This is a genomic window from Pseudomonas guariconensis, from assembly GCF_015680235.1.
Taxonomy (GTDB): Bacteria; Pseudomonadota; Gammaproteobacteria; order Pseudomonadales; family Pseudomonadaceae; genus Aquipseudomonas; species Aquipseudomonas guariconensis_A.
On record NZ_JADLJL010000020.1, the window covers coordinates 42,717 to 64,321 of the forward strand.

Here is a 21,605-nt window from a genome sequence, read left to right on the forward strand (position 1 = left end):
CTGTCCATAGGTTCCTCGGTGCAGTAATCGGTGCTGTTTAATCAGCGCCGCGAATCACGATGGTATCAATTGGCCATGCCGCGGTCTAGCCCGCTTCGGTTTCCTTCGCCTGATGGATCTCGCGTCCGATTTTGCTCTACGTAGTCGCCAAATTAGCCGTCTGCCCAATATTTGGTTGGAGGTTTCCGCGGTTGAACATCCATGGTTTTTCTAATCGACGGGCGATCAGCCTCATGGTCAGTAGGTATTAGTATCGGGTGGCCTCACTATGCTTTTTCAAGTGATCATCGACAAACCAAGCCACATGCTTTTTCTGCCAAGCCCAAGGCGTCCGTCGTTGCCAGCGCTCTGAGATTTCCGCTTGCATGATTCTCGCCTGCTGCAAATGGCGTTGTTGAGTGGCGTGCGATCCGCTCAGCACGCCTGCTAAGAACAGCTTCATGTCGAATGGCTTGCTCATGCCCGTCCTCCAATGTAAGCAGCGACCACATCGATCCGACCGTGCCCCAGCTCATAGCTGATTTGCCTCCGGGCCTCACGATCAAGGGTCCGATCTACCTGCCAACATTGGCCGCCGTTGATAGGCGCGCGGTGTTGGGTGATTTGTTCATAACGATCACATGCGTACGCCGCTCGTAGTTCATGGAAGCCTTTGAGGTTGTGTGCATGCAAGATGTCCCGCGCAGGGCGGATGATTTCTTGCAGAACATTCAGGTAGCTTTCATGTGGCGCAATCAGGTTGCGGCTACCCGCAGGCGACACCTTCCGTGCAAACCCAAGTGCACCTCGAACATGGTCGTCCACCGCAATCCAACGTGGCGCCGAGGCGCCGGCACGGCCGCCTTTGGTGCCGTCCTGAATGTTAATCCTGCCTAGATCGCAAGCCTCACGGCTTAGCCGTGGCAGGTCAGCCAAGACGGCCTCACGCAAGCGCATGCCGGTTGCTCGCGCCAGCAGAACGATCGCGGCGGCCCGTTGCTGATGTTGGCGGCAAATTGCATCGACAATCTGCATAACCTGCTTGCGGTCTTGGCCCTGTGGCACAGACTGACGAACCCCGGTGCGTTGCATACCCAACGCCTTGCTCGGACTTGGCAACTTCACATACTGATCACCGCGAAGCGCTGCCATGGTCCTGTTAACGCTGGATAGCCGGTTTTGTGCGGTGCTGACGGTGAGGTCGCCCCGTCCAACCAGGTCGTGCAGGGACGCCGCATAGTCGGCCAGTACCTTCCGATCAATCTTCCGCGCATCATTGATACCGGGCCCCTGTTCGGAGCGGCACCACTTAACGAATGCCTGCCACCGATCACAGTGCGCCTTGACCGTGCCGTAATGACCACTGCCGAACATGTCTTTTAGCGCCTGCGGCCCTGCATAGTTCAATTGCCTGCCATAACCGAAATTGCAGACCATCGCGTCTGCCTACCAATGCCATGTCGGTCACCTCATCGCCGTTTCTCCAATCCTCGCCCCACGTCATCCCGCCAAGAATACTGAGTGTTATCAGGGATCAAGGCCCCTGCGACCTGTGGGGAATGTCCACTACGCGGGACTGGCGACTCCTTACGTCCGGGAGTAAGGGCATCTCATGATCTGGCCTCCTGAGCACCGTTACCGGTGGGCGGGTGGAGGCAGCACTGGCTGACGAGGCCAGCGCCTGAAGATCCTGAGCTGGGTGAACGCAGCAATGCGATGACCGGGGCATGCCTGACTGTCAGTCAGGTGCAGTCCATTCCTTGGTCTGCGGCACCATCATCTGCAGCGCTGTTGCTGGCGACATCGGCGTTCGTTGCGAGGGAATTGCCGCAAAGCCATGTGCGATTAGCGCAGCAGAGGTTTTAGGAGCATTCGTCCCTTTTCTGGAAAAAGAGACGAGCGCAGGTTGGCGCAAGATTCGGGCAACCGATATAGGCTGCTGCAGAACTGCGAAATACGGTGTAGTTAGCGCGCAAGGGCCATGTTGTTAAAGAACAGCCGCCACCTGAGAGGTGACCGGATGAGCTGCCGGATGCTAGTCGCCCTCGGGAAAACCACCGCATTAAGCTGCGTAACCGTTTTTCCTTCTCGGTTACAGGAGTTTTCCTTCCGCACCAGCTGTTGCGAATCGATCCGGCCTAGGGCTACATTACTCGGGTCGTAGCAAAATCTGCGACCAGGTGTAGGAACCTGCTGGTAAACTTGGCGCACGCACGAAGCGCCCCATCACCACGGCTGGCGCTTTTTTTGTGCCTGCTGTGATGTCATGGCGGCTGTGTGTGGGCAGGCTTCGGCCTGGCCGGGTTCCAAGTTTCCCGGTATTCCTACCCCATGCACAGCTGCCACCCAATCCCGTAGGAAGGATCGTGGTAGCTCCAATCTCAAACTTGGAGTCTCATGCATGCTTATTCGCATTCTGAGCAGGATCCTCGCATCCGCTCTCCGCCGCCCAACCCCCGCAGCCACCCCAGCCCCAACCTTCTATCCGATCGACAGCCAATCCCGCGCCACCCGTGCTAACCGGGAGGTGCCTCATGTCTGACCATGAATGCCTGTCTTCCATCCAGAGCTACGTCTGGACTCTCGAGTTGCTCGGTGAGGTGCTGGTCCAGCATGACGAAGTGCTGGAGTGCGAGCACAACCCACAGCTGAGCTTCCGTAACACGGCGGGTATTCATCAGGCGATCCGGATCATTAGCCGGCTGGCCAGCGAGCAGTTCAGCAAGCTGGAGGCGATGAAGGAGGAGGGAAGATGATGGCATGGTGTCGATGCCGCTAAGACACTGAATTCCAAGCACAAAAAAAGACGCCCTAGGGCGTCTTCTTCTTAGGATTTGGTGGAGCCGGGGGGATTTGAACCCCCGTCCGCCAGTACTCCGCTGTCGGTACTACATGCTTAGCCGTGTCTACTGAGTTAATCCGCAGCCGCCCGACGGGCAGGGTGCTTTGGACGAGTTGTGTAAGTTTTAGTCGCTTTGCCCACAACGTGCTACACGACGATCCTGTTCTGTATGACAATCACTTCGGGTTTACAGGCATCCCCTGGTGATTGCTGGAGCCGAAGCTACCAGGAGAGCGGGCTCAGCTGCTTACGCAGCGAGAGCGTAGCCCTCGTAGTTTTCGTCATTGGCAACTATAGAAAGTTGCAACAGTGGATTTACGAGTTCTGTTACCAACTCGGCATGCACCTAGAGTTTCGCTACCGGCGTCGAATCCTGATCGGCCCCACACTCAGCTCTAGCTGACGTGCCTTTCGACACGTGATCGCAGTATACGCCTTTGCATGGGCTGCGTCGACTGCTGTGGCCCGGGGCTTCAGGTGCCGCTGCCGGTGCCTCCGGTCGAGCCGCTGCCTTTCTCGGTTTTTTCCATGCGTTCGAGGACCTTGGTGGTGACGGCGATGCATTCCTTGGTATCGCCGGCGGCCTGGGCTGCCTTGGCCTTGTCGACCTGCTCGGTGATGGCTTTGTCGAGGCCTTCGGAGGTGGCGCCGACGGTGGCCATGTTGTCATCGATTTTCTGCAGGTTGATGGTGCAGAGGTCCTCGGCGGCGAACACCGGCGAGGCCAGCAGGGTTGCGGCCGCGAACAGGGCGGAAAGCGCAGTACCTTTCATGGGTGTCTCCTCGTGATGGCCTCTGGTAGGTGGGCCTGTAAGGGTGGACTCCCAGGGTTTGGCGAGGGTTCAATCGAGGTGCAGGCGAGGGTTCAATCGAGGTGCAGGCGAGGGCTGCGCCCTCGAATCGCCGGCGAGCCGGCTCCCACCTGTCCTGCGTTGTTTTTAGAGGCTGTGGGAGCCGGTTTGCCGGCGATTGGGCCGGGCCCGGTATGGAAAAAGTCCGGGCCGGGCCGTCGGGAGGGATTACAGAGGACGCGGTCGGGTAACGCGATCCACCAGGTACACCAGCCCGTGATAGTCGATGCCGCTGTGGCTCGACAGGCCGATTTCGCAGGTGCGGCTGGTGGAAATGCCTTCGCTGCACTGCTGCACCGCATCCTTGAGGGTGCGTAGGGAATGGGTGTTGAGCTCCGGTGTGGTGAAGCCTTTGTCGCCGGCGAAACCGCAGCAATGGATGCCTTCCGGGATCACCACTTGCTGGCTGCACAACCTGGCCAGGTCGATCAGTGCCTGGCTTTCCCCTAGGTGCTGGGTGCTGCAGGTGACGTGTACGGCCACCGGTTCGGGCTGTGGGGTGAACTCCAGTTTGTCGACCAGGTGAGTGCGGATGAAGCGCACTGGGTCGTACAGGTCCAGGCGGGTGTCGCCCAGGTCCTGGACCAAGCGCAGGGTGCAGGGGCTGGTGTCGCAGTAGATGGGGTCGAGGCCGCCGCGGCTGGCATGCAGCAGGGCGTTGATCAGTTCCTGGCGCTTGTGTTCGGCCTGCTCGGGGTAGCCCTTGGAGGCGAACGGCTGGCCGCAGCACAGGTTGTCGGGATTGTCCGGGAATACCACCTGGTAGCCGGCCTTTTCCAGCAGGGCGCGGGTCTTGTCCAGCAGCGAGCTTTGCTCCCTGTCGCCGGCAGCCGGGCCCATGACCCGGGAGACGCAGGCAGCGAGGTACACCACTCGCGGTCGGGCATCGTTGATCGCCGGAGGCGGGGTGACGGTGCGCAGCGGCTGGGGCATGGCCGGGGTCCACTGGGGCAGGCGGCCCTTGCTGGCCTTGCTCAAGGTGGCGCTCAGGCGGCCCAGGCGCGGGGCGCCGAGCAGCTTGCGCGCGCCGTTGGCGGCGGCCAGCGTCAGGCGGGCGCCGCGCAGGGCGGTGTGGAAGTTCTCCGCCAGCCAGTCGGCAGTCTTGCCGTGTTCGGCAGCCTGGCTGCGCAGTTTCTTCACCAGCTCGCCGGTGTTGATGCCCACCGGGCAGCGCTGGGCGCACAGGCCGGTGGCGGCGCAGGTGTCGATGCCCTGGTATTGATAGGTGCGCATCAGCTCGCGGGTATCGATGCCGGCGCGTTGCTTCGCCTGGATGTCGCGCCACATGACGATCCGTTGGCGTGGGCTCAGGGTCAGCCCCTTGGATGGGCACACCGGCTCGCAGAAGCCGCACTCGATGCACTTGTCGACGATTTCATCGGCAGCCGGCAGGGGCTTGAGGTGCTTGAGGTGGATATCCCGGTCCTGACTGAGCACTACGTCAGGGTTGAGGATGCCGTTGGGGTCGAGCAGGCGCTTGAGCGTCCACATCAGTTGATAGGCCTCATGCCCCCACTCCAGCTCGACGAAGGGCGCCATGTTACGCCCGGTGCCGTGCTCGGCCTTGAGTGAGCCGCCGAACTCCACGGCCACCAACTGCGCCACGTCGTCCATGAAGGCTTGGTAGCGCGCCACTTCCTCGGCAGTGTTGAAGCCTTGGGTGAACACGAAGTGCAGGTTGCCCTCCAGGGCATGGCCGAAAATGATCGCTTCGTCGTAGTGGTGCTTGTCGAACAGCTGGATCAGGCGGTTGACGCCTTCGGCCAACTGTTCGATGGGGAAGGTCACATCTTCGATGATCACCGTGGTGCCGGTCTGGCGCACGGCACCGACGGCGGGGAAGGTGTCCTTGCGGATTTTCCATAGCTGGTTGTACACCGCTGGGTCTTCGCTGAAGTCGACCCGCTGCTCCAGCGGGAATGCGGCGATGGCGGCCATCACCTGATCAAGCTGCTCGTGCAGCAGGTTCCGGCTGGCGGCGCGGGACTCGATCAGCAGGGCGCAGGCATTGGCCGACAGGCCTTTCACCCAGCTCGGCATGCCGGGCATGTCCTGCACCGAGCGCAGGCTGCGGCGGTCGAGTAACTCGACGGCGGAAACCGGCTGCGGCTTGAGTACGGTCACGGCGCGGCAGCAGCTTTCCACGGTAGGGAAGACCAGCAGTGCGCTGGCCTTGTGCGGGTGGTCGGGCACGGTGTCGTAGGTGACCGCACTGATGAAGCCGAGGGTGCCTTCGGAGCCGACCAGCAGGTGCTGGAGAATGTCCAGCGGCTGGTCGTAGTCGATAAGCGAATTGAGGGACAGCCCGGTGGTGTTCTTCAGGCGGTACTTGTGTCGGATCTTGTCGGCCAGGGCCGTGTTGGCGCGGGTTTCGCGGCCCAGGCGGGCCAGCTCGTCCAGCAAGGTGGCATGGCTCTGCTCGAAGGCGGCGACGCTGGCCGGGTCTTCGGTATCCAGGCGCGTGCCGTCGGCCAGCACCAGGCGCATGCCGGCCAGGGTGTGGTAGGTGTTCTGTGCTGTGCCGCAGCACATGCCGCTGGCGTTGTTGGCGACGATGCCGCCGATCTTGCAGGCGTTGATCGAGGCTGGGTCCGGGCCGATCTTGCGCCCGAAGGGCGCTAGCCAGGCGTTGGCCTGGGCGCCGATCACCCCGGGTTGCAGGCGGATCTGCTCGCCCTGGCCGCGGATCTGGCGACCGTTCCAGTTATCGCCCAGCACGATCAGCACCGAGTCGCTGATGGCTTGGCCCGAGAGGCTGGTACCGGCGGCGCGGAAGGTCACCGGCACGCGGTCGCGCTGGGCCAGGCGCAGTAGGCCGACCACTTCATCCTCGGACTCGACCCGCACCACCAGCTTGGGGACAAGCCGGTAGAAGCTGGCATCGGTGCCGAAGGCCAGGGTCGAGGTCGGGTCGTCGAACCGGCGCTCGGCGGGAATTAGGTGCTGGGCATCTCGCAGGAACGCGGCGGGCAAGCTCATGCAATCTCCTCGCGGGGCCGCAGCGTCTGGCGCGCTGCGTGCCCCGGTCAATCAGGCGGTGTTCGGACGGGCGCTCAGGCGCCCAGTTCGCGGACCAGCGAGTCGCGGCTGATCTCGCTGATGGACTTGGCGCCGGTCAGCACCATGGCAACGCGCATTTCCTTCTCGAACAGCTCGAGCAGGTTCTTCACGCCGGCTTCGCCGTGAGTGGCCAGGGCGTACAGGAAGGCGCGGCCGATCAGCACGGTGTCGGCGCCCAGGGCGATCATGCGCACCACGTCCAGGCCGTTGCGGATACCGGAGTCGGCGAGGATCTTTAGGTCGCCCTTGACCGCATCGGCGATCGCCGGCAAGGCGCGGGCACTGGACAGCACGCCGTCGAGCTGGCGGCCGCCGTGGTTGGACACCACGATGCCGTCGGCGCCGAATTTCACTGCATCCCGGGCGTCGTCGGGGTCGAGGATGCCTTTGATGATCATCGGCCCGTCCCAGAACTCGCGGATCCACTCCAGGTCTTTCCAGGAAATGGACGGGTCGAAATTGGCGCCCAGCCAGCCGATGTAGTCGGCAAGGCCGGTGGGGTTGCCGCGGTAGGTGGAGATGTTGCCCAGATCATGCGGGCGGCCCATCACCCCGACGTCCCATGCCCACTGTGGGTGGGTCATGGCTTGCAGCACGCGGCGCAGAGGGCCGTTCTTGCCGCTCATGCCGGAGTGTGCGTCGCGGTAGCGGGCGCCGGGTACTGGCATGTCCACGGTGAACACCAGGGTCTTGACCCCGGCGGCCTTGGCCCGCTCCAGGGCATTGCGCATGAAGCCGCGGTCCTTGAGTACGTACAGCTGGAACCACATCGGGCGGTCGATGGCCGGGGCCACTTCCTCGATCGGGCACACCGACACGGTCGACATCGTGAAGGGGATGCCATGGGCCGCCGCCGCGCGGGCGGCTTGTACTTCACCACGACGGGCATACATGCCGGTGAGGCCGACCGGGGCCAAGGCCACCGGCATGCTCAGGGTTTCGTCGAACAGCTGCGTTTGCAGGCTCAGCTCGGACATGTTCCTCAGCACGCGCTGGCGCAAGGCGATGCTGGCCAGGTCCTCGACGTTGTGGCGCAGGGTGTATTCGGCGTAGGCGCCGCCGTCGGCGTAATGGAAGAGGAAAGGAGGCAGCTTGCGTTGGGCCGCGGCGCGATAGTCGGTGGAGGCGGAAATGATCATGGATTCTCGCAGCGTGGGTGGGTGGTTGCCGGGCGCGCCAGGGCGCCCGGCCCCTTTCACTTTAGTGATGAACCAGCATGCCAGTGAGCCAGTAGGCCTGAACCAGGGTGATCAGGCCGACGATGGTGGCGAAGAACAGGCTGTGCTTGACGGTGAAGCGGAACAGGTCGGATTCCTTGCCGACCAGGCCGGTGGCGGCGCAGGCCACGGCGATCGATTGCGGCGAGATCATCTTGCCGGTCACGCCGCCGCTGGTGTTGGCCGCTACCAGCAGGGTGTCGTTGACCCCGATCTGGTGCGCGGTGGTGGCCTGCAGGGAGCTGAACAGGGCGTTGGACGAGGTGTCGGAGCCGGTCAGGAACACGCCCAGCCAGCCGAGGAACGGCGAGAAGAACGGGAAGGCCGCGCCCGTACCGGCCAGCACCAGCGCCATGGTCGAAGACATGCCCGAATAGTTGGTGACGAAGGCGAAGGCCAGGACCATGCCGATCGACAGGATCGGCCAGCGCAGTTCCCAGAAGGTCTCCTTCAAAGTGGTCAGACCTGTTTTGAAGTTGATCTTCAACACCATCATCGACAGCAGCGCCGAGAGGAAGATCGCGGTGCCGGTGGCGGAAATCGGGTCGAGCTTGAAGATCGCTGGCATGGCGGTTGGCGTGGCGGCGATCGGTGCGCCTTTGATCACCAATTGGTCCAGGTGCGGGATGGCGAAGTTGAACACGAAGTCGTACATCGAGCCACCCGCGGCGAACGCGGCCTTGAACGGCTTCAGCGTCCAGATGGTCACCAGCACGGTGAGGATCAGGAACGGCGACCAGGCCTTGAAGATCTCGCCCAGGCTGTACGGGGAGGGCTGGCTGCCACCGCTGCTGACCACGGCAGCACCCATGCTGCCCTTGGCCTCGGCGAAGGCGCGTTTGGGCTGCCAGACTTTCAGGAACAGGGTCAGGGCGATCAGGCTGGCCAGGGCCGAGGTGATGTCCGGCAGTTCCGGGCCGATGAAGTTCGAGGTGAAGTACTGGGTGACGGCGAAGCTCAGGCCGGCGACCAGGGCGGCGGGCCAGGTTTCCTTCACGCCGCGCAGGCCGTCCATCATGAACACCAGCCAGAACGGTACGAACAGCGACAGCAAGGGCAGCTGGCGGCCCGTCATGGCGCCGATGTGGAAGGCGTCGATGCCCGTCACTTGGCCGGCGACGATGATCGGGATGCCCAGGGCACCGAAGGCCACGGGGGCGGTGTTGGCGATCAGGCACAGGCCGGCGGCGTACAGTGGGTTGAAGCCCAGGCCCACCAGCAGCGCGGCGGTGATGGCCACCGGGGCGCCGAAACCGGCCGCGCCTTCGAGGAAGGCGCCGAAGCAGAAGCCGATCAGCAGCACTTGCAGGCGTTGGTCGTCGGTGATCGACAGGACCGAGCTGCGGATCACTTCGAACTGGCCGCTCTTGACCGTGAGTTTGTACAGGAACACCGCCGCGACGATGATCCAGGCGATTGGCCACAGGCCGTAGAGGAAGCCATAGCCTGCAGCGGCCAGGGCCATGTCGACGGGCATCTGGAAGGCGAAGATCGCCACCAGGATCGACAAGGCAAGGGTAATGCTACCGGCGACGTGGCCTTTGAGGCGGAACACGGCCAGGGCAAGGAAGAAGAACACGATGGGAATGACTGCCGCTAGCGCGGACAGGCCAAGACTACCAAGCGGACTATAGAGCTGTTGCCAGGTTTGCATATGGGGTGGCCCCTAATTGTTGTTGGTCAGGCACTGGCATTGGATAATTGGTAAGACCAATTTACAATGGCTGGTCGCTAGGTTAAAAGCGTCGTTGCGGCTGTGTCAATTTGTCTCGGGGAAAACTTTGGTCGGATGTCGATGAATGGGCATCTGCCGGGTAGGGAAAATCGTCAACTGATGGGTGTCGTCGTCGCCGGTATCGGCGAGAATAGGCGGCCCCGGTGTTCGCGGGGTTTGTGGAGAACATGTGATGGTTTTTGATCAGGTCCGCCAACGGCGCCTGTCCGACGATATCGTCGACCGGTTGGAAGGGATGATTCTCGAGGGCACGCTGACCTCGGGGCAGCGCCTGCCGGCCGAGCGAGTCCTGGCCGAGCAGTTCGGTGTGTCCCGGCCGTCGTTGCGCGAGGCGATCCAGAAGCTGGTGGCCAAGGGGTTGCTGGTCAGCCGCCAGGGAGGTGGCAACTACGTCGCCGATACGCTGGGTTCGACCTTCAGCGACCCGCTGATGCAGTTGTTCGAGCGCAACCCCGATGCGCAGCGTGACCTGCTGGAGTTTCGCCACACCCTTGAGGCTTCATGCGCCTTCTACGCAGCCCAGCGCGCCACTGAGCCTGATCGTGAGCGGCTCAAGGCGGCCTTCGATGCGCTGCAGGACTGCTACTCCCGGGCCAGCGAGGTCAGTCGGGCGGAGGAGGGTGCGGCCGATGCGCGCTTTCACCTGGCGATCGCCGAGGCCAGCCATAACGCGGTGCTGCTGCACACCATCCGCGGCCTGTTCGACCTGCTCAAGCGCAACGTAGTGACCAACATCGGTGGCATGTACCAGCAACGCGCAGAAACGCGGGACATGCTGATCAGCCAGCACCGGGAGCTGTACCAGGCGATTGTCGAGGGCCGGGCGGAGGATGCGCGGGAGGTGTCGAGCCGCCATATCCTGTATGTGCAGGAGGTGCTCGAAGAAGCGCAGGAAGAGGCCCAGCGGGTGGCGCGGGCGGAGCGGCGCAGCGGGCGCTGATTGTGTTGCTGCGGGTCCAATCGCCGGCAAGCCGGCTCCCACATGTATGGCGGTGTTCTGAAAACAGCGCTGTGACAGGTGGGAGCCGGCTCGCCGGCGATGAGGCCCATGCAGGCTGAAAGAGCGTTACTCGTCCTTGCCCTTGTTGCGCACAGCCCGCTGCAGCTCGCGGTTGGAATCGCGTTCGCGCATGGTGTCGCGCTTGTCGTATTCCTTCTTGCCCTTGCCGAGCGCGATTTCGCACTTGATCAGGTGCTTGCTCCAGTACAGCGACAAGGCCACGCAGGTGTAGCCCTTCTGTGCCACGGACGCTTCCACGCGCTCGAGCTCGCGCTTGTTCAGCAGCAGCTTGCGGGTGCGCGTGGGGTCGGCGATGACGTGGGTGCTGGCAGTGGTCAGCGGAGTGATGTGGCTGCCGAACAGCCAGGCTTCGCCGTCCTTGAGCAGCACGTAGCTGTCGGTCAGGTGCGCCTTGCCGGCCCGCAGGCTTTTTACTTCCCAGCCGGACAGGACCAGCCCGGCCTCGAACTTGTGTTCGATGAAGTAATCGTGTCGCGCTTTCTTGTTCTGCGCGATGGTCCCGGTCGGATGTTTCTTTTGCTTAGCCATAGGGGCCGCATTATAGGGAGTCGCCGCGTTGTCGGCTACGGGGTTTAGGTGTGCTTGAGCCTGTAGGATGAATCCCGGACAATGCAGGGCCTGTTTCTGTGAAACGGAACTGTTTTCGAAGCGCTGAGAAGCGCTGCCGCCCTGTCTTGGAAGTGACGCCTGGATGACTACCCATATTCAACGCTCTGCCCTGCTGCCATACCCTGCCCAGGCGCTCTACGATCTGGTCAACGATGTGGCCAGCTATCCGAAGTTCCTGCCGTGGTGCTCGGCCGCGACCGTGATCGAGGCCAGCGAGACGCACATGCGGGCGAAGCTGGAAGTGGCCAAGGGCGGCATGAGCCAGCAGTTCGTCACCCGCAACGTCCTGGTGCCCGGGCAGTCGATCGAGATGAACCTGGAGGAGGGGCCGTTCACCCAGTTGCATGGGCTGTGGGTGTTCAAGCCATTGGGCGAGAAGGCCTGCAAGATCAGCTTGGACCTTTCCTTCGACTACGCCGGGCCGCTGGTGCGCGCCACCCTGGGGCCGCTGTTCAACCAGGCGGCCAATACCCTGGTCGATGCCTTTTGCCAGCGGGCCAAGCAGCTCAATGGCTGACGCGGGCCTGAATATAGAGGTCGTGTATGCCACGGCCGAGCGCCAGTGGTTACTGGCGTGCGTGGTGCCTGAAGGGACGTGCGTGCGTGAGGCGCTACGCCTGTCTCGGCTTGCCGAGCAGGTGCCTGGGCTGGATCTGGAAGCGTGCCCTGTGGGGATCTTTGGCAAGGTGGTCGCCAACCCTGCGCAGCGCAGGGTGGAAGAGGGCGACCGGCTGGAGGTCTACCGCCCTTTGCTGGCAGACCCCAAGGAGGTGCGCAAGCAGCGGGCAGCCAAGGCGCGGGCGGCACGGCACAGCTGAGCGATAGCGCAACGGCCTTGTGACAAAAAGCCCGGGCTTTGCCCTAATGCCTGTCAGTTAAAGGCGCGGGGCGCTGCACGTCCATCGCCGGCAAGCTGGCTCCCACAGGGACAGTGCTGCCCTCAAGGCTGACGCGTTACTTGTGGGAGCCGACTTGCCGGCGATGGGCTGCGTAGCAGCCCCAAGTGCAGCCGATAAGGCTTTGTCGTTACTGCGGGGAGGTTTCCAGCGGTGCTGGTGTCGGGACCGGCGTGGTCTCGATGGTGTCGATCTCTTTCTGGATCGACTCTTCAAGCGAACCTGGCTTGGCGGGTTTCTCTTCCGGCTGGCTCGGCTGGCCTTGTTCGGTGGCTGGGCTGACGGTGGTGTCGCCGCTGCCGCCGAGGATTTCCTGGTCGCGGCTCACGCCTGGCATGAAGTCGCCGGACAGGCTGACCAGCTGGTCGCTGTCGTTGAAGAAGATGCTCATGCGCTCTTGCTGGCGCTGGCCACCACCGGGCTGGAGGCTGTAGAGGTAATCCCAGCGGTTGGTGTTGAAGGTGTCCTGAATCAGTGGGTTGCCCATGATAAACCTTACTTGCCGGCGGGTCATTCCGGGGCGCAATTGGTCTATCATGTCCTGCGTGACGACATTGCCCTGCTGGATGTCGATTTTGTAAACCCCGGGAAACGAGCAACCGGCGAGTGCGAGCAGTCCCACTAGGGTGAGGCTGGTTAGCAAGAGCTTGGTGTTTTGCATCGGTGGGCGACTTCCACTATCTTGGCTGGACAACGTAAACCCCGATCATACCCGTATTAAGAGAAGCTGCGAAGCAGCATCGGCGAGAAAGCTGACCATGGTTGAAAATAGCGAATTGCGCAAAGCCGGTCTCAAGGTGACCCTGCCTCGAGTCAAGATCCTACAGATGCTCGACTCCACCGAGCAGCGTCACATGAGTGCCGAGGATGTCTACAAGGCGCTCATGGAGGCTGGCGAGGACGTCGGCCTGGCGACCGTGTATCGCGTACTGACCCAGTTCGAAGCGGCGGGTCTGGTGGTTCGCCACAACTTCGACGGCGGTCATGCGGTATTCGAGCTGGCTGACGGCGGCCACCACGACCACATGGTCAACGTGGACTCCGGCGAGGTCATCGAATTCATGGATGCCGAGATCGAGAGACGTCAGAAAGAGATCGTTGCTCAACACGGCTACGAGCTGGTGGATCACAATCTGGTCCTGTACGTGCGCAAGAAAAAGTAACGATTTTCTCGTTACCCAAAGCAAAGGCGACCTTCGGGTCGCCTTTGTGCTTTCTGGTCCTGCCCCGTTTTGGTACCGGCCCAATCGCCGGCAAGCCGGCTCCCACCGGGATAACGCCAGCCTCATGAGCAGCGCCGAACAGGTTTGCCGGCGATGGGGTATCAGGACTTACTGGTTACCACCATCTTGCGCGCATGGGCCAACGACTCTTTGGTCAGGTCGATGCCTCCCAGCATTCGCGCCACTTCTTCCACCCGCTCGCGCTTGCCCAGGTTGGCAACTGCTGTGTGGGTGGTATCGCTGTTGCGCACCTTGTGCACGAACAGGTGGTGGTGCCCTTGTGCGGCGACCTGGGGCAGGTGGGTGACCGTCAGTACCTGGCCGCGCTCGCCCAGGCGGCGCAACAGCTGGCCGACGATCTCCGCGGTAGGGCCGCCAATGCCGACGTCCACTTCGTCGAATACCAGGGTAGGAATGCGCGAGGTCTGTGCGGTGATGACCTGGATCGCCAGGCTGATCCGTGACAGTTCGCCGCCCGACGCCACCTTGGCCAGGCCCTTGAGCGGTTGCCCGGGGTTGGCGCTGACCAGCAGTTCGACCACCTCCAGGCCATGGGGCGACAGCTCGTCACCTGCATAGGGCGTCAATTCGATGCAAAAACGCCCGCCAGGCATGCCCAGGCGCTGGATTTCCTGTTCGACGGCAGTCGCCAGCTGTTTGGCAGCCTGTTGGCGCAGGCCGCTAAGTTCGGTGGCCTTTTCGCGGTAGTGCTGGGCATAGGCCGCGAGCTCCTCGCCCAGGCGCTCGATCGACTCGTCGCTGGCATTGAGCCCTTCCAGTTCCTCCATCAGGCGTTGCTGTAGATGCGAAAGCTCCGAAGGGTGCACGCGATGTTTGCGTGCGAGGGTATAGATGGTGTCGAGCCGCTCCTCCAGCGCTTGCAGGCGCATGGGGTCGGCATCGAAATGATCGAGGAAGCGGTTGAGTTCGCCCACGGCCTCTTCGACCTGGATCTGTGCGCTGGCGATCAGGTTGGCTGCTTCACCGAGCGCCTTGGGCGCGTTGGCCACGGCGCTCAGGCGGTTGAGGCTGGCCGTCAGGGCGCTGAGCACATTGCCAGAGTCGCTTTCGCTGCATTGGTCGATAACCTGGCGGCAGATGCCGAACAACGCCTCGGCGTTGGTCAGGCTCTTGTGTTCCTGTTCCAGCTGCTCCAGCTCGTTCTCGCCCAGGCCGAGGTTGTCCAGTTCCTCCAACTGGTAGCTGAGCAGCTGGTGGCGGGCACGTTGCTCGTCGCCGGAATTGGACAGGCGCTCGAGCTCCAGGCGGGTCTGGCGCCAGCGCTGGGCGGCCAGGTGCACCTGGCGGGCCAGGTCGATGGCCCCGGCATATTCGTCCACCAGGCGGCGATGGGTGTCGGTCTTGAGCAGGGACTGGTGCTCGTGTTGGCTGTGGATGTCGATCAGCAGTTCACCGAGTGCCTTGAGGTCGCCCAGCGGGCAGGGCGTGCCATTTATATAGCCGCGGCTGCGGCCTTCACCGGTGATCACCCGACGCAGGATGCACGGGCCGGCGCTGTCCAGGTCGCGCTCGGCGAGCCAGTTGCGCGCCTCCGGGATCTCGTCCAGGTCGAAGGTGGCGAGGATGTCCGCCTTGTCCGCGCCGGGGCGCACCACGCCGCTGTCGGCGCGATCGCCCAGGGCCAGGCCGAGGGCGTCGAGCATGATCGACTTGCCTGCGCCGGTCTCGCCGGTGATCACGCTCATGCCGCGGGCAAGCTCGAGGTCAAGGTGTTCGACGATGGCGTAATTGTGAATGGACAGGTGCACCAGCATGGGGCGGCTCCCGAAGGGTTTTGTCTGGTTATTTATACAGTACTTTTTTCAGGCCTGCCAATCCCCGCAGGACGAACAGGCCTGGCCACGAAAAGCAGCGTGCCCCTTGAACCCGGTTTTTCCGACCCCATATAGCCGGCAAGACAAGACGAGCTCGGCTCGCCCATCAGAAATTGCGGAGGAGAAACCTAATGGCTGACGAACAGCTGGATGAGAAGAACCTTAACGCCGAAGAGGCTGGTGCAGAGGATCTCGGTGCCCGCGTCCAAGTGCTCGAGGAGCAGCTGGCCGCCGCCAAGGACCAGTCCCTGCGTACCGCCGCCGAATTGCAGAACATCCGCCGTCGCGCCGAACAGGACGTCGAGAAGGCCCACAAGTTCGCCCTGGAGAAGTTCGCCGGCGACCTATTGCCGGTGGTCGACAGCCTGGAGCGTGGCCTGGAGCTGTCCAGCGCCGACGACGAGACCATCAAGCCGATGCGCGAAGGCATCGAGCTGACCCTGAAGATGTTCCACGACACCCTCAAGCGCTACAACCTCGAGGCGGTCGACCCGCACGGCGAACCATTCAACGCCGAACACCATCAGGCCATGGCCATGCAGGAAAGCGCCGAGGTCGAGCCCAACAGCGTGCTCAAGGTGTTCCAGAAGGGTTACCTGCTCAATGGTCGCCTGCTGCGCCCCGCCATGGTGGTGGTCAGCAAGGCGCCGGCAGCGCCCCAGCCATCGATCGACGAAAAGGCTTGAAATCCTTCCGGGCATCCCCATCTAGGTGTCAAGCATTCAAGTATTACCGCAGTTGGCCAAAGTAGTCGCTGCTACCAAATTCAAGTTTCGGGAGAGTAAACATGGGCAAAATCATCGGTATCGACCTGGGGACCACCAACTCGTGCGTCTCCATCCTGGAAAACGGTAACGTCAAGGTCATCGAGAACGCCGAAGGCGCGCGTACCACCCCTTCGATCGTGGCCTACGCCAACGATGGCGAAATCCTGGTCGGCCAGTCGGCCAAGCGCCAGGCCGTCACCAACCCGCACAACACCCTGTTCGCAGTGAAGCGCCTGATCGGCCGCCGCTTCGAAGAAGACGTCGTGCAGAAAGACATCAAGCTGGTGCCGTACAAGATCGTCAAGGCCAGCAATGGCGACGCCTGGGTCGAAGCCAGCGGCAAGGAAATGGCGCCTCCGCAGATCAGCGCCGAAGTCCTGAAGAAAATGAAGAAAACCGCCGAAGACTACCTCGGCGAGCCGGTCACCGAAGCGGTCATCACCGTTCCGGCCTACTTCAACGACAGCCAGCGCCAGGCCACCAAGGACGCAGGTCGCATCGCCGGCCTGGACGTCAAGCGCATCATCAACGAGCCGACCGCCGCTGCGCTGGCCTACGGCATGGACAAGGCCAAGGGCGACCACACCGTCATCGTCTATGACCTCGGTGGTGGTACCTTCGACGTCTCGGTCATCGAAATCGCCGAAGTCGACGGTGAGCACCAGTTCGAAGTACTGGCCACCAACGGCGACACCTTCCTGGGTGGCGAAGACTTCGACATGCGCCTGATCGACTACCTCGTCGACGAGTTCAAGAAAGAGTCCGGCATGGACCTGAAGAACGACCCGCTGGCCCTGCAGCGCCTGAAGGAAGCCGCTGAAAAGGCCAAGATCGAGCTGTCGTCCGCTCAGTCGACCGACGTCAACCTGCCGTACATCACTGCAGACGCGACCGGTCCTAAGCACCTGAACGTGAAGATCTCCCGTGCCAAGCTGGAGTCGCTGGTCGAAGACCTGGTCAAGCGCACCATCGAGCCTTGCCGCATCGCCCTGAAGGACGCCGGTATCGACGTCAGCAAGATCGACGACGTGATCCTGGTCGGTGGCCAGACCCGTATGCCGCTGGTACAGAAAGCCGTTGCCGACTTCTTCGGCAAGGAAGCGCGCAAGGACGTCAACCCGGACGAAGCCGTGGCCATGGGTGCTGCCATCCAGGGCGCCGTACTGGCCGGCGACGTCAAGGACGTACTGCTGCTGGACGTCAGCCCGCTGACCCTGGGTATCGAAACCATGGGTGGCGTGATGACCGCGCTGATCGAGAAGAACACCACCATCCCGACCAAGAAGTCGCAGGTGTTCTCGACTGCCGACGACAACCAGAGCGCCGTGACCATCCACGTGCTGCAGGGTGAGCGTAAGCAGGCTGCGCAGAACAAGTCGCTGGGCAAGTTCGACCTGGCCGACATTCCGCCGGCTCCGCGTGGCGTGCCGCAGATCGAAGTGACCTTCGACATCGACGCCAACGGCATCCTGCACGTTGGTGCGAAGGACAAGGCCACCGGCAAGACCCAGTCGATCGTGATTAAGGCCAACTCCGGCCTGTCGGACGAAGAAATCGAGCGCATGGTGCGTGACGCCGAAGCCAACGCCGAGGAAGACCGCAAGTTCGAAGAGCTGGCCGCTGCCCGTAACCAGGGTGACGCGCTGGTTCACTCGACCCGCAAGATGGTCGCCGACGCTGGTGACAAGGTCACCGCCGAAGAGAAGGCTGCCATCGAGGCTGCCGTCGTTGCCCTGGAAGCCGCTGTCAAAGGCGACGACAAGGCCGCGATCGAAGCCAAGGTCGAGGAGCTGTCCAAGGTGTCCGCCCCGGTTGCCCAGAAGATGTACGCCGAGCAGCAGGCCGAACAGCCTCAGGGCGGCGCGCAGCAGGCCGAGCCGGAAGCCAAGCACGACGACGTGGTCGACGCCGAGTTCGAAGAAGTGAAAGACAACAACAAGCAGTAATCCCTGCATGTTGTCGGCCGGCTCACCGTCGATTGTCGGTGAGCTGGTAGGATGTCGCCGCGCGGGGGCTTGCTCCCGCGTTGGCGTATCTGGAATTCGAGATTTTTTACAGCATCTGTCAGCGCCGAGGGGCGGCAGGTGTTGATGGCGCGGCGCAGATGCCAGACGCCCAACAAGGTGCAAATGACCTATGTCCAAGCGTGATTATTATGAGGTACTGGGTGTCGAGCGCGGCGCCAGCGAAGCAGACCTCAAGAAGGCTTATCGCCGCCTGGCGATGAAGTACCACCCGGACCGCAACCCGGGCGATAAAGAGTCGGAAGACAAGTTCAAGGAGGCCAATGAGGCCTACGAAGTGCTGTCTGACGCGAGCAAGCGCGCGGCGTTCGACCAGTATGGCCATGCCGGCGTCGACCCGAGCATGGGTGGCGGTGGTGCCGGCTTCGGTGGCGCCAACTTCTCCGACATCTTCGGCGATGTGTTCAGTGATTTCTTCGGTGGCGGTCGCGGAGGTGGGCGTGGCGGCGCCCAGCGCGGCAGCGACCTGCGTTACACCCTGGAGCTGAACCTCGAGGAAGCGGTGCGCGGTACCACGGTCAGCATCCGTGTACCGACGCTGGTCAACTGCAAGCCGTGCGACGGCTCCGGCGCCAAGAAGGGCTCGGCCCCGGCGACTTGCCCGACCTGCGGAGGTATCGGCCAGGTGCGCATGCAGCAGGGCTTCTTCTCTGTGCAGCAGACCTGCCCGCGCTGCCATGGCCAGGGCAAGATCATCACCGATCCGTGCGCTTCCTGCCATGGCGAAGGCCGTGTCGAGGAATACAAGACCTTGTCGGTCAAGGTGCCGGCCGGTGTCGATACCGGCGATCGCATCCGTCTGTCCGGCGAGGGCGAGGCGGGTACCCATGGCGGCCCGACCGGCGACCTGTACGTGGTCATCAATGTACGTGAGCACGCGATCTTCCAGCGTGACGGCAAGCACCTGTACTGCGAAGTGCCGATCAGCTACACCGATGCCGCCCTTGGTGGCGAACTGGAAGTGCCGACCCTCGATGGCAGGGTCAAGCTCAAGATCCCGGAAGGCACCCAGACCGGCAAGCAGTTCCGCCTGCGCGGCAAGGGCGTGGCCCCGGTGCGTGGTGGTGCGGCGGGCGACCTGCTGTGCCGCGTGGCGGTGGAAACGCCGGTCAACCTGAGCCGCCGCCAGCGCGAGCTGCTCGAGGAGCTGCGTGACTCGCTGGAAGGCGACAGTTCCCATTCGCCCAAGGCCAGCGGCTGGTTCGAGGGTGTGAAGCGCTTCTTCGGCGATCTCTGACAAGGAACAGGCTATGCGACGTATTGCAGTGATGGGTGCGGCGGGGCGGATGGGCAAGACCCTCGTCGAAGCCGTGCAGCAACAGGCGCCCCAGGCGGGCCTGACGGCGGCAATCGACCGCCCTGACAGCACCCTGGTCGGTGCCGATGCAGGCGAGCTCGCGGCGTTGGGGCGCATCGGCGTGGAAATCTGTGGTGACCTGGCCAAGGTCGCTGACGAATTCGACGTGCTGATCGATTTCACCCACCCGTCGGTGACCCTGAAGAATCTCGCGTTCTGCCGCAAGGCGGGCAAGGCCATGGTGATCGGCACCACCGGCTTCACGCCGGAGGAGAAGGAGCAGCTGGCCGAGGCGGGCAAGGAGATCCCGATCGTCTTCGCCGCCAACTTCAGCGTTGGCGTCAACCTGTGCCTGAAGCTGCTCGATACTGCGGCGCGGGTGCTGGGTGACGAGGTGGACATCGAAATCATCGAAGCGCACCACCGGCACAAGGTCGATGCGCCGTCCGGTACCGCGCTGCGCATGGGTGAGGTCGTGGCCCAGGCGCTGGGTCGTGACCTGGGCGAGGTGGCGGTCTATGGTCGCGAAGGCCAGACCGGTGCTCGTGATCGCCAGACCATCGGTTTCGCCACGGTGCGTGCTGGTGACGTGGTAGGTGATCACACGGTGCTGTTCGCCGCGGAAGGCGAGCGCGTCGAGATCACCCACAAGGCCTCCAGTCGCATGACTTTCGCCAAGGGCGCGGTGCGTGCTGCGCTGTGGCTGGATGGGCGCGAGCCGGGGCTGTACGACATGCAAGACGTGCTCGAGCTGCGCTGATCGTAATGGGGTCGCTTCGCGACCCTTTCGCGGCGCAAGGCCGCTCCTGCAGGTTTGCTGCGTTTGTGGGGCAGAGTCATCTGTCGCATTCCTGTGTCTCAGAGACACATACGCGGTAGACCTAAAACGTAATTTTCTGTAAGCTACAGCTTTAGTGTGTCCACTAAAAGCGCGCAGACAAATTCAGCATAAAAGCGGGGTGACGTGTCCATACGTCATTCCGCTTTTTTGCAACCTGCGATCGCCCTTTCAGGCTTGATTTACGGGAGGTCTTCTTGACTAAGCCAGCCATACTCGCCCTTGCCGATGGCAGCATTTTTCGCGGTGAAGCCATCGGAGCCGACGGTCAAACCGTTGGTGAGGTGGTGTTCAACACCGCTATGACCGGCTACCAGGAAATCCTTACAGACCCTTCCTACGCCCAGCAAATCGTCACCCTGACTTACCCACACATCGGCAACACCGGCACCACCCCTGAAGACGCCGAGTCCAATCGCGTCTGGTCCGCCGGCCTGGTCATCCGTGACCTGCCGCTGCTGGCCAGCAACTGGCGCAACACCCAGTCGCTGCCTGACTACCTGAAAGCCAACAACGTCGTGGCCATCGCCGGCATCGATACCCGCCGCCTGACCCGTATCCTGCGCGAAAAAGGCGCTCAGAACGGCTGCATCCTGGCCGGTGACGACATCAGCGAAGAAGCCGCCATCGCCGCTGCCCGCGCCTTCCCAGGCCTCAAGGGCATGGACCTGGCCAAGGAAGTGTCCACCAAGGACCGCTACGAGTGGCGCTCCAGTGTGTGGAACCTGGAAAGCGACAGCCACCCGACCCTGGAAGCGGCGGACCTGCCCTACCACGTGGTGGCCTACGACTACGGCGTCAAGCTGAACATCCTGCGCATGCTGGTCGCCCGTGGCTGCCGCCTGACCGTGGTGCCGGCCCAGACCCCAGCCAGCGAAGTCCTCGCCCTGAACCCTGATGGCGTGTTCCTCTCCAACGGCCCTGGCGACCCCGAACCGTGCGACTACGCAATCCAGGCGATCAAGGACATCCTCGAGACCGATATCCCGGTCTTCGGCATCTGCCTCGGCCACCAGCTGCTGGCCCTGGCTTCCGGCGCCAAGACCGTGAAGATGGGCCACGGCCACCACGGTGCCAACCACCCGGTCCAGGACCTGGACAGCGGCGTGGTCATGATCACCAGCCAGAACCACGGTTTCGCCGTCGACGAAGCCACCCTGCCGGGCAATGTCCGCGCCATCCACAAGTCGCTGTTCGACGGCACCCTGCAGGGTATCGAGCGTACCGACAAGAGCGCGTTCAGCTTCCAGGGCCACCCTGAAGCGAGCCCAGGCCCGACCGACGTCGCGCCACTGTTCGATCGTTTCATCGATGCCATGGCCAAGCGCCGCTGAGCATCCTGCATCAAGGCCCCGGGGCGGCAAACGCCGCGCCCGGAAGCGCCTGACCCAGATTGTTCAAGACGGCTTGC

18 protein-coding genes, 1 other RNA gene and 1 pseudogene are annotated in these 21,605 nt (G+C 62.9%); 10 read left to right on the plus strand and 10 right to left on the minus strand.

Features of this window, described 5'->3' with window-relative positions:
• Positions 1-247: 247 nt before the first annotated feature.
• The gene (locus IRZ56_RS14955; protein ID WP_196145641.1) at positions 248-460 is read right to left on the minus strand and encodes a hypothetical protein; all 213 of its coding nucleotides are present in this window, start codon (positions 458-460) and stop codon (positions 248-250) included.
• Positions 457-1,438, minus strand: a pseudogene (locus IRZ56_RS14960) (integrase domain-containing protein). Before IRZ56_RS14960 ends, IRZ56_RS14955 begins: the two are co-directional and overlap by 4 nt.
• Positions 1,439-2,513: 1,075 nt before the next feature.
• Between IRZ56_RS14960 and IRZ56_RS14965 the strand changes: the two are divergent.
• A complete protein-coding gene (locus tag IRZ56_RS14965) occupies positions 2,514-2,735 on the plus strand; it encodes a hypothetical protein (protein WP_196145642.1) in 222 nt (73 codons plus the stop codon).
• A 79-nt stretch (positions 2,736-2,814) separates the two neighbouring features.
• On the opposite strand, the gene ssrA is transcribed toward IRZ56_RS14965, so the two are convergent.
• The 5 genes from ssrA to IRZ56_RS14990 form a co-directional block, all read right to left on the minus strand.
• Positions 2,815-3,206, minus strand: a transfer-messenger RNA (tmRNA) gene (gene ssrA, locus IRZ56_RS14970).
• An 88-nt stretch (positions 3,207-3,294) separates the two neighbouring features.
• Positions 3,295-3,594: a hypothetical protein gene (locus tag IRZ56_RS14975; protein WP_196145643.1), complete on the minus strand. Its 300-nt coding sequence runs from the start codon at positions 3,592-3,594 to the stop codon at positions 3,295-3,297.
• Between the two features lie 246 nt (positions 3,595-3,840).
• Positions 3,841-6,651, minus strand: a complete 2,811-nt coding sequence (locus tag IRZ56_RS14980) for an FAD-binding and (Fe-S)-binding domain-containing protein (protein ID WP_196145644.1) — start codon at positions 6,649-6,651, stop codon at positions 3,841-3,843.
• Positions 6,652-6,725: 74 nt separating this feature from the next.
• Positions 6,726-7,871 carry an FMN-dependent L-lactate dehydrogenase LldD gene (gene lldD, locus IRZ56_RS14985; RefSeq protein ID WP_196145645.1) on the minus strand — a complete coding sequence of 382 codons (1,146 nt, stop codon included), beginning with the start codon at positions 7,869-7,871 and terminating at the stop codon, positions 6,726-6,728.
• A 61-nt stretch (positions 7,872-7,932) separates the two neighbouring features.
• Positions 7,933-9,603, minus strand: a complete 1,671-nt coding sequence (locus IRZ56_RS14990) for a lactate permease LctP family transporter (protein WP_196145646.1) — start codon at positions 9,601-9,603, stop codon at positions 7,933-7,935.
• A gap of 253 nt (positions 9,604-9,856) precedes the next feature.
• On the opposite strand from IRZ56_RS14990, the gene IRZ56_RS14995 reads away from it, so the two are divergent.
• Positions 9,857-10,624 (plus strand): FCD domain-containing protein, encoded by a 768-nt coding sequence (locus IRZ56_RS14995; protein WP_196145647.1) that lies wholly within the window; start codon positions 9,857-9,859, stop codon positions 10,622-10,624.
• Between the two features lie 126 nt (positions 10,625-10,750).
• Here IRZ56_RS14995 and smpB read toward each other — a convergent pair whose 3' ends face one another.
• Complete coding sequence (gene smpB / locus IRZ56_RS15000) at positions 10,751-11,233, minus strand: SsrA-binding protein SmpB (RefSeq protein WP_196145648.1); 483 nt, start codon at positions 11,231-11,233, stop codon at positions 10,751-10,753.
• Positions 11,234-11,396: 163 nt separating this feature from the next.
• Between smpB and IRZ56_RS15005 the strand changes: the two genes are divergently transcribed.
• Together IRZ56_RS15005 and IRZ56_RS15010 are read left to right on the plus strand one after the other, a co-directional pair.
• On the plus strand, positions 11,397-11,831 hold the full coding sequence (locus tag IRZ56_RS15005; protein WP_084855495.1) for a type II toxin-antitoxin system RatA family toxin: 435 nt from the start codon (positions 11,397-11,399) through the stop codon (positions 11,829-11,831).
• Positions 11,824-12,132: an RnfH family protein gene (locus IRZ56_RS15010; RefSeq protein WP_196145649.1), complete on the plus strand. Its 309-nt coding sequence runs from the start codon at positions 11,824-11,826 to the stop codon at positions 12,130-12,132. The genes IRZ56_RS15005 and IRZ56_RS15010 overlap by 8 nt, the downstream gene beginning before the upstream one ends.
• Positions 12,133-12,340: 208 nt before the next feature.
• Here the strand turns inward: IRZ56_RS15010 and IRZ56_RS15015 are convergent, their stop codons facing one another.
• Positions 12,341-12,871 (minus strand): outer membrane protein assembly factor BamE, encoded by a 531-nt coding sequence (locus IRZ56_RS15015; RefSeq protein WP_196145650.1) that lies wholly within the window; start codon positions 12,869-12,871, stop codon positions 12,341-12,343.
• 97 nt (positions 12,872-12,968) lie between these two features.
• Here IRZ56_RS15015 and fur point away from each other — a divergent pair, with 97 nt between their 5' ends.
• Positions 12,969-13,373: a ferric iron uptake transcriptional regulator gene (gene fur / locus IRZ56_RS15020; protein ID WP_084855492.1), complete on the plus strand. Its 405-nt coding sequence runs from the start codon at positions 12,969-12,971 to the stop codon at positions 13,371-13,373.
• A 161-nt stretch (positions 13,374-13,534) separates the two neighbouring features.
• Here the strand turns inward: fur and recN are convergent, their stop codons facing one another.
• Positions 13,535-15,208: a DNA repair protein RecN gene (gene recN / locus IRZ56_RS15025; RefSeq protein ID WP_196145651.1), complete on the minus strand. Its 1,674-nt coding sequence runs from the start codon at positions 15,206-15,208 to the stop codon at positions 13,535-13,537.
• 191 nt (positions 15,209-15,399) lie between these two features.
• On the opposite strand from recN, the gene grpE reads away from it, so the two are divergent.
• The 5 genes from grpE to carA all read left to right on the plus strand — a co-directional run bounded on the left by grpE (position 15,400) and on the right by carA (position 21,528).
• Positions 15,400-15,954 carry a nucleotide exchange factor GrpE gene (gene grpE, locus IRZ56_RS15030; protein WP_084855490.1) on the plus strand — a complete coding sequence of 185 codons (555 nt, stop codon included), beginning with the start codon at positions 15,400-15,402 and terminating at the stop codon, positions 15,952-15,954.
• Between the two features lie 101 nt (positions 15,955-16,055).
• Entirely contained in the window at positions 16,056-17,981 is a 1,926-nt protein-coding gene (gene dnaK, locus IRZ56_RS15035; protein ID WP_196145652.1) for a molecular chaperone DnaK, read from the plus strand.
• Positions 17,982-18,171: 190 nt separating this feature from the next.
• Positions 18,172-19,296 (plus strand): molecular chaperone DnaJ, encoded by a 1,125-nt coding sequence (dnaJ, locus tag IRZ56_RS15040; protein ID WP_196145653.1) that lies wholly within the window; start codon positions 18,172-18,174, stop codon positions 19,294-19,296.
• Positions 19,297-19,309: 13 nt separating this feature from the next.
• Positions 19,310-20,116, plus strand: a complete 807-nt coding sequence (gene dapB / locus IRZ56_RS15045; protein WP_196145654.1) for a 4-hydroxy-tetrahydrodipicolinate reductase — start codon at positions 19,310-19,312, stop codon at positions 20,114-20,116.
• Positions 20,117-20,391: 275 nt separating this feature from the next.
• Positions 20,392-21,528: a glutamine-hydrolyzing carbamoyl-phosphate synthase small subunit gene (carA, locus tag IRZ56_RS15050; protein ID WP_196145655.1), complete on the plus strand. Its 1,137-nt coding sequence runs from the start codon at positions 20,392-20,394 to the stop codon at positions 21,526-21,528.
• Positions 21,529-21,605: the final 77 nt, after the last annotated feature.